The 402-nt window shown below is 32.3% G+C and carries 1 protein-coding gene; it reads left to right on the forward strand.

Annotation, left to right across the window (positions count from 1 at the left end):
- Positions 1-98: 98 nt before the first annotated feature.
- Positions 99-402, forward strand: a 304-nt coding sequence (locus tag CCAND38_RS01485) for a Uma2 family endonuclease (protein WP_042343253.1), incomplete at its 3' end; no start/stop codon positions are given.

Below are 402 nucleotides of genomic sequence, written 5' to 3' on the forward strand. Positions count from 1 at the left end.
ATTTTGAAACCCGTTGTAGATGAATATATTACATCGGTTAAATTTCCTGAGTTGAAAATCCACACCTCGGATATTTTTTAACATAAAGAATAATCCTTATGGCTACTATTAATAATATCAATCAGTTAGATTTAGTAAACGGTGTGTATACATACGCAGACTACCTTCTTTGGAAATTTGAAGAGCGTGTGGAGCTTCTCAAAGGAAAGATTTTCAAAATGTCACCTGCACCCAGTTTGAAACATCAACAAATTTCTCTAAATATAACCTTATTTCTAGGGAATTATTTCAAAAATCAGAAATGTCAACTTTTTGTAGCTCCGTTTGATGTACGTTTGCCTAAAAAGGACGAAAAAGGTGATAATATTCACACGGTAGTTCAACCTGATTTATGTGTAATTT

This window comes from Capnocytophaga canis (assembly GCF_000827555.1).
Lineage (GTDB): Bacteria > Bacteroidota > Bacteroidia > Flavobacteriales > Flavobacteriaceae > Capnocytophaga > Capnocytophaga canis.